This window comes from Bradyrhizobium iriomotense (assembly GCF_018129405.1).
Taxonomy (GTDB): Bacteria; Pseudomonadota; Alphaproteobacteria; order Rhizobiales; family Xanthobacteraceae; genus Bradyrhizobium; species Bradyrhizobium iriomotense_B.
This window is the reverse complement of sequence record NZ_JAFCLP010000014.1, coordinates 105,571-117,850: the sequence shown is the minus strand read 5'-3', so window position 1 is coordinate 117,850 and position 12,280 is coordinate 105,571. Positions and strand designations below refer to the sequence as shown.

The window sequence follows — 12,280 nt, the reverse complement described above, 5'->3', positions numbered from 1 at the left end:
GTGTGGCGAAGTCACAGCGACTGTTGCGCGCGGAGGTTAACGCTGGGGAGACCCTCATGGTGAGGAGGCGCGCAGCGCCGTCTCGAACCATGGAGGCCCGGTTCTCGCCTGCGGCCATCCTTCGAGACGCCCGCTTCGCGGGCCCTCAGGATGAGGGTCTGCGCTTGCAGAGGCGATGCCGACTCCTACCAACTCGCCGGAAGCTGCGTCAGGCCGCGCAGCACGAAGGTCGGCCGCCATTTCGGGTTCTCGACGTCGTCGATGCGCAGGTTGGGCAGCCGCCGCAACAGCGTGGCAATGGCGATCTCGGCCTCGATCCGCGCCAGCTGGGCCCCCAGGCAGAAATGGATGCCGCCGCCGAACGACAGCGGCTTGACGTTCGCCCGGGTGACGTCGAGCCGGTCGGGGCGATCGGGGTAGACCGCCGGATCGCGGTTGGCCGAGCCGAGCAGGCACAGCACCGTCTCGCCCTTGGGGATCTGCCTGCCGCCGAGATCCTCGATGTCCTCCAGCGCGACCCGCCCGGTCATCTGCACCGAGGAATCGTAGCGCAAAAATTCCTCGATCGCGTTCGTCATCAGCTCCGGCCGCGCCTTCAGCAGCGCGAGCTGGTCCGGATTGCGGTGCAGCGCGAGCAAGCCATTGCCGATCAGATTGACGGTGGTCTCGTGCCCGGCGACGAACAGCAGCATGATGTTCGCGGTCAATTCCTCGTTGGTGAGCTTGTTGCCGTCCTCCTCGGCCTGCACCAGCTGCGTGGTGAGGTCGTCGCCGGGATTGCGGCGACGCAGTTCGAACAATTGCTGGAAATACATCTGCGCCATCAGGTTGCGCGCGTTGCCCTGCTTGATCTCGTCCGGCGTCAAGGGGACAGGATCCAGGATCCGCACACCATCGCTCGAGCCCTTGTGGAACCCCTCGCGGTGCTCTTCCGGGATACCAAGCATGTCGCAGATGATCGTGACCGGCAGACGGAAGGCGAAATCCCTGATCAGGTCCATCTGGCCGCGATCGACCATCGCATCGAGGGTCTGATCGACGACTTCCTGGATTCGCGGCCGCATGTCCTCCACGCGCCGCGCGGTGAAGGCCTTCACCACGAGGCCGCGCAAACGGGTGTGATCCGGCGGATCGGCCTGGAGCATCGTGTGGCCCAGATTCCGAAAGACCGGCTCGTCCATGATCTTTTCACTGTAGCGGCGCCTGGAGCGCTCGGCGAAATCCTTGCCGAAGCGCTTGTCGCGCATCACGAGGCTGACATCGGCATGGCGGCTGGCGACGAACTGGCCGAACGGCGTCACATGGATCGGGTCGATTGCGCGCAGCCGGTCGTAGTGCGGATAGGGATCGCGGATGAAGTCCGGCGACAGCGGATTGAACAGCGGATCACCGCCGGCGTTCTGCACTTGCTCGTTCATGGTGACCTCAAACCGGTTGCCGCATGACACGAATACGCCGGCAGCCCCTGCCCGCGCGGCGTAACCATCCCCTTTTATTGTCAACTCGATACATTGTTGTATCGAGTTGCATTCTGCCCTAAGCTGCGCCGATGTCAAGGGTGAGAACCAGGCCGACCAGGGACGATACGCGCGACAGGCTGTTCGAGGCGGCCGCGCGCGTGTTCGAGGAGGACGGCATCGGCGGCGCCAGCATCGAGGCGATCGCGGCTGCGGCGGGTTTCACCCGCGGCGCGTTCTATTCCAACTTCAAGAGCAAGGACGAGCTGATCATCGCCATGCTCGAGGACCATGTCGCGCAGTCGATCCGCCGCAACATGGACATCCTCGCCCAGCACGACAATCTCGACGATTTCATCGCGGCACTCAAGTCGATGGACCGCAGCAAGCAGGATCCGCTCGGCCGCGCGCCCCTCCTTCACATGGAGATGATCCTCTACGTCGCGCGCGCCGAGAAGCGGCGGCCGGAACTTGCCAAACGCCTGCGCGCGCGGCGCAAGCTCGTCGCCGACATCGTCGAGGCGACATTGAAGGGCAACGCGAAGGGCGACACGGTGAACCCGCCCTGGATGGCCTCCGTCGTGCTCGCGCTCGAAGACGGCTTTCGCCTGCACCGGCTGATCGATCCGGAAACGACGCCGGCCGACAGCTTTCTGCGTGCAATTACGGATTTGCGGCGGAGGACCGGACTTTCGTCGAACTAGGCTCGCGTCCGCGCGCGTTTGCGATCAAAAGGACACACTCAACGTCCACCGCCGCATGTTGTACCAGATTTAATTTGCACCTCGCGATGCCAGGACGTAACTGCCATTCAAGAGCGACGCGATCCGGGAATAACCGGACGAGAAGGCGCTGCACCAACAGCAAGAAAAGCAAGCACAGCAGCTACTTTTCGTTCAGGAGAATTCATTGCCCGGCATTGTCCATGTCGTGGATGACGACGCATCGTACCTATCGGCCATCCAACAATTTCTAGAGGCAAGCGGATACCGCGTCGCCACCTATGCATCGGCGCAGCAATTGCTGGAGCAGCAGCCCGACGAAAGCAAGGGCTGCATTCTTCTGGATGTCAGGATGCCGGGCATGAGCGGGCTCGAGTTGCAGAGCCGCCTGACCGAGCGCGGCTCGACATTGCCCATCATCTTTCTGAGCGCTTATCCTGATGTCAGCATCACCGTGAAGGCGATCAAGGCGGGTGCGGACGACTTCTTCATCAAGCCTGTTGGCGCGGATGATCTCTTAAGCGCTATCGCACGCGCGATCGCGCGGCATCGCAATGCGCGCGAACTCGACGGCGAGCTGGAAGCACTTCGGGACCGGCTTTCGACGCTCACCCCGCGCCAGCGGCAAGTCTTCCAGATCATCGTCCAGGGTAAGACGAGCAAGCATGCCGCGCGCGAGCTCGGCAGTACCGAGCGGACCATCAAGGCGCATCGGAGCGCGATCATGGACAAGCTTCAGGTCCGTTCGGTGGTCGAAATGGTCAGGATCGCCGAGCGGCTCGGCGTGCTCGGCGCCAAGGACGAGCCAGGCGCGACCGGATGAGCGGGACGCGGTACTGGTGCTGGACATGCGCTGATCACATTCAAACAAGTCAGGAATTGAGTGCGCCGTAAACCATGCCCAGTGTTACACTGTAGATTAGGAGCATTGCCAGCGAGAACAGTGCGGGTGAAATGCCAAGTCCAACCTGGAGTGCGAATAGCCCAAGGCCGATCATAGGAAAGAACACCAGTCCCATAATCGCCCATCCGAGCACGCCGTATATCATTCCTTTGATAGCACCGACGTTGCCTGGCAGCCATCGATAAAGATGTCCAAAGATGAAACTGACGAAGGTTGAGCCATTCAGGAATGAAAGTAGCCAAGGCACCACCGGATGGATTGCAGTGCCGGTTACATGGCTCAGCGTCGCCTGGAGACTTTCGTAGGGCTGGAATGACGGAAGCAGTCCAGCCCAAGATTTGAAATACATCAGCAGGGAATGCGCGATGCTTCCGCACAACCCTGCAACAACTGCCTTCCACATCCTATCGCCTGAAGGCATGATATCGGTCGCTCATTGTCAGGAGTGGCTTTCCAAATACCACGCGGTCGCTGCTACTGGTGGCGATCCTTGACGCAATTCGACTGAGGGCGTCAGGCTTGCCTCGTCGAGCAGGCAAGCCACAACCTGCGCGGGCAAGACCGCCTTGCAGGTCGCGAAGACGTTGAGAACTGCTCAAGCGTGAAGGGAAGCATGCTGCAATCGTCGCCGATATGGCTTCACTAAAGCGTAGAGAACTGCGCTGCGGCGGTGTTTGATGCGGATCAACGTCGTCTAGCCGACCTACCGGGGGGCGTTCAGTCGAGCACCGTTTCTGACCCAAAATAGGCATTAGCGACGGTCATTCTTCCAAGGTTGAATTGTCGCCATCCCGATGTATAACGGCGTTCGGGTGCTCGCTGCATTGAGCAGCGACAGGTCAAGCGATGGTCGGGCCGCCACGCGGAAAGCGTGCGCCCCATGAACGATAGCCCTTCATTTGACGATCTGCCGAGAGCCCAGCGGCTGGCGGAACAGGCCCTCGGCACCCTTCATCGGTTCCTGCATGTCGAGGCAGTCAGTGGTGCCACGCTTCTCGTTGCCGCCGCCGCTGCACTGATCTGGGCCAACTCTCCGTTCGCACATAGCTATCATGCCTTTTGGAATCTTCCGCTCACAATCGGTGTCGGGGAACACATCTTTTCCCGGTCGCTGCACTTCTGGGTCAACGACGCGCTGATGACAGTCTTCTTTCTCGTTGTGGGCATGGAGATTCGGCGCGAGGTTCATGAAGGCGCACTGAGCAAACTCGACCAAGCCATTCTGCCGCTGGTCGCGGCGACTGGTGGAGTCATCGTCCCCGCGCTCATCTATCTGAGCCTCAATGGCGATTCGGCTAAAGCGCAAGGCTGGGCCGTGCCAACCGCGACAGACATCGCCTTTGCCGTTGGGATGCTCGCGCTGCTTGGACGAACGATTCCGGTCAATGTGCGGGTCTTCCTGCTTGCTCTGGCGATCATCGACGACATCATTGCGGTACTGATCATTGCCCTCTTCTACACCGCCAGCCTTCAGCTTGGCGGTTTCATCATCGCATCAATTGGCGTTCTCGCGGTTTTGGGATGTCAGCGGATTGGGATCGGTTCTGCGCCCTTTTACGTACTGCCCGGTTCTTTGGTTTGGATTGGGTTCATGGTAGCCGGGATCCATCCAACCCTTGCAGGTGTCGTGCTCGGGCTGATAACTCCGGCACGCGCCATATCAATGCGGGAGCCGCCGCTGGAAGTAGTGTCGCGAGTGCTCAAGCAGTTGCGAAGTAGCGATGCGGTGAGGGCAATGGATCCGCACCTGTTGGAGCAACCGCTGCGAGACCTTCGCGTAGCTCACCGCGAGATATTGCCGCCGGTGTCGCGGGTGCAGATGGCAATGCATCCGTGGGTGGCTTACGTCGTCATGCCGATCTTCGCGCTGGCGAATGCCGGCGTCAGCCTAGCGGGCGCTGATCTCTCCGCTGGGAGCCATCAGGTGATGATGGGCACTGCGCTTGCCTTGGTCGCTGGGAAACCGCTTGGCGTCGTCGGCGCGACTTGGGTCGCGGTACAACTGGGCTGGTGTCGCCTTGCTCCTGGCGTTTCGTGGGGTGGCGTCTGTCTGGTCGGCCTGCTGGCTGGGATCGGCTTTACCATGTCGATCTTCATCTCGATGCTCGCCTTCTCCGATCAAGGATTATTGAGGGCGGCGAAACTGGGGGTACTCCTCGGCTCGCTTGTCGCCGCCACACTAGGCCTTGGCTGGGGCATCACCTACGTTCGACGTCAGGGAAAGTTACTCTAATGTCATTCAAGGCTCCGCACGTATCTTTCGTATCATTCGCCGTTGAAGTTCTACCCTCCGGGATTACCCAGGTGATGATCGTCGAAACTGGCTTGCACCTAAATCCGAAGCATCCTTCGTACAATCGATCCGCCGTAGAAACTCTCATCTCGGCCGCGCAAAACTATGTTAGCGCCAACATAGAAGGTCCTGCCTCCATTCGGCTTGTTTCGACCCGAAGCGGGGAAATCTGACAACCTAGATTTTGTCGGCAATTGGCCCATCGCGATATACGGCGCTGCCGCACGAACTTGGTCGCTATAGAAGCAAAGCGGACGTAGTCATCAGTCACATGACGCCGCCGGGTTGATAGGCAGACGGCCTAAGCCGACCGCTTCACCGCCTCGCGTTCCACCACCGCAACATCCAGCCGCCCCAGCATCGCCCTCGCCTGCTCGGCGCAATGCTCGATCAGCCAGCGCTCGAAGGCGACGGGGGCGAGCGCGGGGGCGTAGAGGAAGCCTTGCACGACGTCGCAGCCGAGCTCGGCCAGCGTCCGGCGCTGGCCTTCGGTCTCGACGCCTTCGGCGACGACGGTCATGCCGAGGCCCTGGCCGACGCGCACCACGGCGGTGGCGATCGCGAGCGCGCCAGCGTCACGCTCGATATCGCGCATAAAACTGCGATCGATCTTGAGCTCGCAGATCGGCAGATTGGCGAGGCGGCTGAGGCTGGAATAGCCGGTGCCGAAATCGTCCACCGAGAGCCCGACGCCGAGTTCGCGGATCGCGTTCATGGTCTCGAGCGCGGCGACGCTGTCCTGCATGAACGCGCCCTCGGTGATCTCGAGCATCAAGGCGTCCGGCGGTAAATCGTATTCGGCCAGGATGTCCTTGAGGCGCGCGGCCAGCGTGACGTTGCGGAAATTGATCGGCGACAGGTTCACGGAGACGCTGGGGATATTGAGCCCGGCGCCGCGCCAGCTCGCCATCTGCCGGCAGGCCTCGCGCACCGACCACAGGCCGATCTGCTCGATCAGGCCGCACTCCTCGGCGAGCGGAATGAATTTTGCCGGCGAGACGTCGCCGAGCTCGGCATCATGCCAGCGTGCCAGCGCCTCGACACCGTGGATGGCGCCGTCGCAGCTGCGGATCTGCGGCTGGTAGCTGAGGCTGAGCGCGCTTTCCGCGATGGCACGGCGCAGCGCAGCGATCAGCGCCAGCCGCTGCTCGGTGAGCCCATTCATCTCGGCGCTGAACAGGCGATGAGTGGAGCGGCCGGCCTGCTTGGCCATGTACATGGCGGCATCGGCCTGCTGCATCAAGGTGTCGATGTCCGTCGCGTGATCGGGATAGAGGCTGATGCCGATGCTGGCCGACATTTGCATGTGCTTCGACCCGAGCCGCAAGGGCGCGGCCAGCGCTTCGGTGATCCCGGCCGCGATGCGCTCGGCGGCCTCGGCGTTGCGTTGCGGCAGCAGGATGACGAACTCGTCGCCGCCGAGCCGTCCCAGCATGTCCTCGGGGCCGATATGCTCGCGCAGGCGCTGCGCGAGCTGAATCAGGAGCTCGTCGCCGGCGGCGTGGCCGAGCGTGTCGTTGACGTCCTTGAAATGATCGACGTCGAGGAAGGCCAGCGCGACATGGCTGCCGGTCGGGCAGGCATCGATCGCAGTCGTGATCAGGTGCCGCAGCTGCGCACGGTTCGGCAAGCCGGTGAGCATGTCGTGATAGGCGAGCCGCGCGATTTCGGCGCGCGCCTCCTTGCGCTCGATCGCGAACGCGCCGAGGTTGACGCAGGCATCGACGATCTGGCGGTGCCATCTGCTCGGCGCCCGCGGTTCGCGATAATAGAAACCGAAGGTGCCGATGACCCGGCCGTCCTTGGCCTTGATCGGCGTCGACCAGCAGGCGCGCAAGCCCACTTCGAGCGGCCGAGCCTTGTAGGGCTGCCAGCGCGGATCGGCATCGATGTCGGCGACCAGAACCGGAATGCCGTAGAAGGCTCCGGTTCCGCACGTCCCGACCTCGGGACCGATCGCGATGCCGTCGAGCGAACGGGAATAGTCCTCGGGCAAGCTCGGACCGCCCAGCGGATGGAGCAGGCCGGCGGCATCGACGTGCAGCAGCGAGCAGACGACGCCGGGCGCGATCTGCTCGACGCGGCGGCACAGCCGATCGGCAATCTCGGTGATCGGCGCCTCGTCGGCGAGCGCCGCCATGATCAGCTGCTGCAGCGAGCGCAGCTGCCGGGATTCGGTGATGTCCTCGAGCAGCGCGAAGATGTGCTTGACCCGGCCCTTCTTGTCGCGGAAGGCGTCGATCCGGGCAGAGACCCAGATCTCCTCGCCGTCCTTGTCGTAGACGAGCGCCTCGACCTCACCGGGGTGGCCGTCGGTCACAAGGCGCTTGACGAGGTTCTCAACGGCCTTGCGATCGGTGTGGCGGCCGGCGATCAGCTCGCCCGCGCGGCGCCCTTCGGCCTCCTCGCTGGTATAGCCGAACAGCGCCGTGAACGCGGAATTGACGTAGACAATGCTCTGCTCGACGTCGGTGACGATCACCACGCGGGTGGTCTGGTCGGAGACCGCGTGGAGAAGCCCGATCCTGGCGCCGCGTTCGGCATCGAGGGTGACGTCGCGCGCGAACACGATGCGATGGGTCGCGCCGTCGACCGTCGCCGACGACATCGACACGAGCGCCTTGATACGGCTGCCGTCGCGCCGCACGAGGCTGATCTCCTCGCGGAAATCCGCGGCCGCACCGGCCTCGAGACATCTGAGGGTGAGAACGGCGGCATCGCGGCCGAGCACCGCGGTGGCGGCGAGCTTCCAGATCCGCTCCGCGGCGGGGTTGAAATGCGTGATGCGATGCGCCTCGTCGACGATGACGATGCCGTCGTCGGCGCGTTCGAGCGCGGCGCGCAGCAGGTCCGGAATGTCTGTCACAAGGCGATCGGAGGCGAACATCGTCTGACCCGGCGGCATCGGGAAATGCGGAATCGGCGAGAGGTTTAACGCTCCGATGGTGTCCAAGACGTTCTTGCAATCATTCCGCGTTCGGCCAAGACGCGACATGCTTAACGTTCGGCGAAAAAAGCGAAGATATCTTGATGCGTCCGGAACCTATTCGGATGCCGGTTTGAGCTTGTGCAGCCGCCCGGCTACGGCACGCACCTTGCCCGGCGACGCCTGCCAGATCGCGAGCGCCGACAAGCCGCTCACGACCATCGCAATGGCGAAGGCGAGCGTGTAGTCGCCGGCGCGATCGTAGAGGAAGCCCGTGACCCATGGACCGGCCGCACCGCCCGCGAGGGCCGCCAGCATGATGGTGCCGAAGATGCTGCCCTGGTGCCTGCCCTGGAAAATCTCGAACACCACCGCGCCCATGATCGAGGTGAGGCCATAGCCGAGTGCGCCTTGCGTGAACACCATGACGTAGACGAGCCAGAGCGACGGCAGATATTTCAGCGCGATCAGCGCGCCGAAGCAGACGACAAAACCTGCGCAGCTGATCGCCCAGACCCACTCGCGCCCGATGCGGTCGGAGACATGGCCGAGCACGATCTGGCCGGGAATGCCGAGCAGGCTGACGATGCCGAGCGCCCACACCGCGACAGAAGGGCTGAAGCCGATATCGAGTAGGAATTTCGTTTGATGCACCTGCACCGCGTACCAGATGTACAGGCCGGAGAAATAGCCGACCGCAATCCACCAGAACCGCGCGGTTGCGACGGCGCGTTTCAGCGTCCATTCGGTGTTGACCCAGACGGGATCGACCACGTTGGAGATCGGTTTTGCCGTGCCTGCGCCAGGTGCGGCATCGCCGTCCGGCTGAAGGCCGATATCCTCGGGGCGCTTGTGCAGCAGCAGATTGATCGGCGCCAGCGCGATCAGGACCAGCAGGCCCATCGCGGTGCAGGCGGTGCGCCAGCCGGTCTGCTCGATCATGTGCTGCACCCATGGCAGCAGCGTCACCGAGCCGATGCCGACGCCGGCGAAGGCGATGCCGATGGCAAAGCCGCGCTTGCGGATGAACCAGTTCGGCAGGAACAGCGACTGGCCGGAATAGCCGAGACAGACGCTGCCGGCGCCGACCATGACGCCGATGGTGACATAGAGATGCCAGGGCTGGCTGGTGAGCGGTGCCAGCAGCAGTCCACCACCCATCAGCGCGACGCCGAGCTCCATCACGGCGCGGGGACCTCCGCGATCCATCAGACGGCCGATCAACGGGCTCGCAACGCCGGAGGCCACGAAGCCGAAGGAGAAGGCGCCCGCGGTGATGCCGCGCTCCCAGCCGAATTCGGAGATGATCGGCGGAAAGAACAATGAGAAGGCCGTGCGTGCGTTGACGCCGATGGCCATGGTGACGAAGGTCACGGCGACCACGACCCAGCCGTAGAAGAACGGAAGCCGCATTTTTTATTTCATCCCTAGACGATCCTTCGGACCATCTGAGGGTGTCCGGGTCAAGCGCTTTTCGCGCATGCCCGTCGGGCGGTAAGCTCAGGCGGCGTCGAGCTGCGAAGGCTGGACGGACTCGTCGAATGCGATCTCGTCGACCGGCTGCGGACGCCCGAACAGATAGCCTTGGGCAAAATTGACGCCGAGCGCCCTCAGCCGCTCGAACTCCTCGGCCGTCTCGACGCCCTCGGCGGTGACCGACATGTCCAGCCCGCGCGCCAGCGTCACGATCGAAGAGATGATGGCGGATGAGCGCGGCTGGTGCGTGAGGTTGCGGATGAACGACTTGTCGATCTTGATCTTGTCGAACGGGAACGCGGTGAGATAGCTGAGCGACGAATAGCCCGTGCCGAAATCGTCGAGAGCCAGCTCAATGCCGACGCTCTTCAGCCGCTCCATGAAGGCGTGGTTCTCGACGCCGCGCTCCAGCAGCACCGATTCCGTGATCTCGATCTCCAGCCGCTCGGGTGACAGGCCGGAATCCGCCAGCGCCGCGCAGATCATCTCGAACAGCTCGGCTTCCTTGAACTGGATCGGCGAGAGATTCACGGCGACCATCAGGTCGGAGGGCCAGCCGGCCGCATCCGCACAGGCGCGCCGCAGCACGAATTCGCCGAGCGGAACGATCAGGCCGGTCTCCTCGGCCAGCGAAATGAACTGATCCGGCGGGATCAATCCGCGGCTCGGATGCCGCCAGCGCACCAGCGCCTCGAAGCCGCGCCGTGCCCCGCTCGTGGCATCGACGAACGGCTGGTAGTGCACCTCGAGCTGGCAGCGCGCGATGGCGTCGCGCAGATCTCCTTCCAGCGTGTTGCGCGCCTCGAGCTCGGCCGACATCGCCTCGTCGTAGACGGTGAAGCAGTTGCGGCCCGCCGATTTGGAGCGGTAGAGCGCAAGGTCGGCCTTCTTCAGCAGCTGCTCCTGGTCGGTGCCGTGATCCGGCGCGATCGCAATGCCGATGCTGGTGCCGATCTCGACGCGGTGACCGGGCAGCAGGAACGGCTGCGCCACGAGCTTGGCGATCCGTGCCGCGAGCTCGGTCGAGCCGGCGCGCTGATCCTCGCAAGCTTCCTGGATGACGGCGAACTCGTCGCCGCCGAGCCGCGCCAGCACGTCGGTGGCGCGCAGCGCGGATTTCAGCCGCTGCGCCACCTGACGCAGCAGCACGTCGCCGGCGCCGTGTCCGAGGGAGTCGTTGACGTTCTTGAAGCGGTCGAGGTCGAGCATCAGGATCGAGAAGGTCGCGCCGTTATCGTCGAGCTGGCGGTTGAGCTCGTCGAGCCGGGCGAGGAAGAAGGCGCGGTTCGGCAGGCCGGTCAGGATGTCGGTCTGCGCGAGCTCGAGCACCCGCCGGTTCGCCAGCGACAGCCGCCGCGAATTGCGGCTGGCGAGCATGAGATAGGTCGACAATGACAGCGTGAGCAGCATGCCGACGATGAGGACCGCGACCGCGCGATCATAGGCCGTCTCCAGCGCGCCGCCGGCCGTCGGCATGGCGCGCACCTGCCAGTCGGTATCGCCGATCTTGAGACCGCCCGACCAATGCAAGGTCCGCGCGACGTCCCGCATCGACTGCGGCGCGGTGGCAGCGGACGAATAGTCCGGCAGCATGTCCTCTAGGCTGACGATCTGGCCGGTGAAGGGCGGATAGACGTTCACGCTGACCGCGGGGCTGGCACCGGTGGTCACGCGAATGGACTGGATCAGCAGCGGCAGATCGAAGACGCCGACCACGAAGCCGGCCAGATTGCGACGCCGGTCCGCGACCGTGTCGCGCGAGGTTCCCTTGGCGTAGACGGGAATGGCGACGAGGACGTCGGGCAGCCGGCCGCCCTCCTTGGGTTCGTAGAGACGGGTGCGGATCGCCGCAAAGCGATCGTTGTCGCGGGCGCGCTCCAGCACCGCAAGGCGTTCCGGGATGCTCGTGTAATCCATGCCGTAGACCTGTGACGTCTTCGGCTGCGTCGAGTAAAACACGGGGAAATATTCGTCGCTCTGCGGCGCGGCTGCGAAGGCATCGCCCTGGAGCGCCTTGATGCGGTAGCCCGACACGCCGTCCGCGACCGCGGCGGCCTCGTATTCGGCCCGCTCCTTGCGGTTCACGCGCGGCAGCCAGGCGATGCGCAGCATGCCGGGATGGCGCTCGAACAGGCGCGCGCTGAAGGTCTCGAACTCGCTGCGGGTGATCTCCTCGTTGGTCGATTCGAACAGCGTGCGCAGCGCGACGAGCCTGGAGATGTACTCGCCCATGCCGTTCTGCATGACGATCGCTTCGGTTTCGGCCGCGTTCTCGAACTCGATCCTATTGACGCGGTTTTCCCAGCGCGCGACGGCGGCGGCGCCCACGATCGAGAACAGAAGCCCGACGGCGACAGCGACCAGCGCAGGGCGATAGAGCCCGAGCAGCGGCGCGGCACGCCACCATCCGGTCTTACGCTTCCGATCCTGATCGTTCTGATCGCGGCCGCCCATCTTGATCCGCACGTCCCCATCGCGCGGCGGCCCGAACTTCTGGTTGAG

8 protein-coding genes are annotated in these 12,280 nt (G+C 63.8%); 3 read left to right on the top strand and 5 right to left on the bottom strand.

The genetic code is table 11. The annotated features are described in order from the left end of the window. Positions 1-185: 185 nt before the first annotated feature. Positions 186-1,418, bottom strand: a complete 1,233-nt coding sequence (locus tag JQ592_RS25640) for a cytochrome P450 (RefSeq protein ID WP_211405554.1) — start codon at positions 1,416-1,418, stop codon at positions 186-188. Positions 1,419-1,549: 131 nt separating this feature from the next. Between JQ592_RS25640 and JQ592_RS25635 the strand changes: the two genes are divergently transcribed. Together JQ592_RS25635 and JQ592_RS25630 are read left to right on the top strand one after the other, a co-directional pair. Continuing rightward, on the top strand, positions 1,550-2,161 hold the full coding sequence (locus tag JQ592_RS25635; protein WP_211405553.1) for a TetR/AcrR family transcriptional regulator: 612 nt from the start codon (positions 1,550-1,552) through the stop codon (positions 2,159-2,161). Between the two features lie 205 nt (positions 2,162-2,366). After that, positions 2,367-3,002: a response regulator transcription factor gene (locus tag JQ592_RS25630; protein ID WP_211405552.1), complete on the top strand. Its 636-nt coding sequence runs from the start codon at positions 2,367-2,369 to the stop codon at positions 3,000-3,002. Between the two features lie 49 nt (positions 3,003-3,051). Here JQ592_RS25630 and JQ592_RS25625 read toward each other — a convergent pair whose 3' ends face one another. Then, complete coding sequence (locus JQ592_RS25625) at positions 3,052-3,486, bottom strand: DUF6789 family protein (protein WP_246820661.1); 435 nt, start codon at positions 3,484-3,486, stop codon at positions 3,052-3,054. A 477-nt stretch (positions 3,487-3,963) separates the two neighbouring features. Here JQ592_RS25625 and nhaA point away from each other — a divergent pair, with 477 nt between their 5' ends. Beyond that, entirely contained in the window at positions 3,964-5,316 is a 1,353-nt protein-coding gene (gene nhaA, locus JQ592_RS25620) for a Na+/H+ antiporter NhaA (protein ID WP_211405550.1), read from the top strand. Between the two features lie 361 nt (positions 5,317-5,677). Here the strand turns inward: nhaA and JQ592_RS25615 are convergent, their stop codons facing one another. From JQ592_RS25615 to JQ592_RS25605, 3 genes are all read right to left on the bottom strand, one after another. Next, complete coding sequence (locus tag JQ592_RS25615) at positions 5,678-8,263, bottom strand: EAL domain-containing protein (protein ID WP_211405628.1); 2,586 nt, start codon at positions 8,261-8,263, stop codon at positions 5,678-5,680. Positions 8,264-8,419: 156 nt separating this feature from the next. Further along, entirely contained in the window at positions 8,420-9,715 is a 1,296-nt protein-coding gene (locus JQ592_RS25610) for an MFS transporter (RefSeq protein WP_211405549.1), read from the bottom strand. 87 nt (positions 9,716-9,802) lie between these two features. Then, on the bottom strand, positions 9,803-12,232 hold the full coding sequence (locus JQ592_RS25605; RefSeq protein ID WP_211405627.1) for a bifunctional diguanylate cyclase/phosphodiesterase: 2,430 nt from the start codon (positions 12,230-12,232) through the stop codon (positions 9,803-9,805). Between the last annotated feature and the right edge of the window lie 48 nt (positions 12,233-12,280).

Excerpts from the sequence above, each read along its gene's own strand:
- JQ592_RS25640 (WP_211405554.1), bottom strand. The coding sequence starts at position 1,418 with ATGAACGAGCAAGTGCAGAACGCCGGCGGTGATCCGCTGTTCAATCCG.
- JQ592_RS25635 (WP_211405553.1), top strand. The coding sequence starts at position 1,550 with ATGTCAAGGGTGAGAACCAGGCCGACCAGGGACGATACGCGCGACAGG.
- JQ592_RS25625 (WP_246820661.1), bottom strand. The coding sequence starts at position 3,486 with ATGTGGAAGGCAGTTGTTGCAGGGTTGTGCGGAAGCATCGCGCATTCC.
- nhaA (WP_211405550.1), top strand. The coding sequence starts at position 3,964 with ATGAACGATAGCCCTTCATTTGACGATCTGCCGAGAGCCCAGCGGCTG.
- JQ592_RS25615 (WP_211405628.1), bottom strand. The coding sequence starts at position 8,263 with ATGTTCGCCTCCGATCGCCTTGTGACAGACATTCCGGACCTGCTGCGC.
- JQ592_RS25610 (WP_211405549.1), bottom strand. The coding sequence starts at position 9,715 with ATGCGGCTTCCGTTCTTCTACGGCTGGGTCGTGGTCGCCGTGACCTTC.
- JQ592_RS25605 (WP_211405627.1), bottom strand. The coding sequence starts at position 12,232 with ATGGGCGGCCGCGATCAGAACGATCAGGATCGGAAGCGTAAGACCGGA.